Below are 510 nucleotides of genomic sequence, written 5' to 3'. Positions count from 1 at the left end.
CCACAACGAGCCCCACGGCACCAAGAATCCGCGGGAGCTTCTTCACCGTGGGTCCGCCGATTCACGCAAGTTTAAGTCATTCTTGAACACGGCGGCCTATCTGCTCCGTGCAGGCAATGTGAAAGATTCACATAAGGACTGAACCGACCGTTGATCGACCGAGACACACGTAACTGTGACAGTTTATCTTCGCATCCTGCCCATTGGAGGCGTCCAGTCACGGCGAGGACACCCTTATGTAGGCTGGCGATATGGCTGAGAAAACAGTACCTACGGTTGTGACACAGTCGCTTGTTCCTACTCGGCTTGAGAGCAACCATGGCTAATTCGCGTGACTCGTCAGTCGCAATCAGCCCTCTGCGGCAAAAGTTGCCCGAGCGCCACCCGGTTGCTGCCGCGATACTTGCGTTCGCTGTTTACTCGGTGAGCCTTCCGCTGTGGTTCCTTCTGCCGTGGGAACGAGGTACAGCCTCGGTAGGTGCATGGGTTGTCATGCTCGGGGTCGACGCA

The 510-nt window shown here is 56.7% G+C and carries 1 protein-coding gene; it reads left to right on the top strand.

The window, feature by feature from the left end; genetic code table 11:
* Positions 1-318 precede the first annotated feature (318 nt).
* The coding region (locus DL891_RS17620) for a hypothetical protein (RefSeq protein ID WP_232819243.1) at positions 319-510 on the top strand (192 nt) is incomplete at its 3' end.

It is taken from the genome of Homoserinimonas sp. OAct 916 (assembly GCF_003260275.1).
Lineage (GTDB): Bacteria > Actinomycetota > Actinomycetes > Actinomycetales > Microbacteriaceae > OACT-916.
Note: the sequence above shows the minus strand (reverse complement) of the source record. Positions and strands in the feature narration are given on the sequence as shown.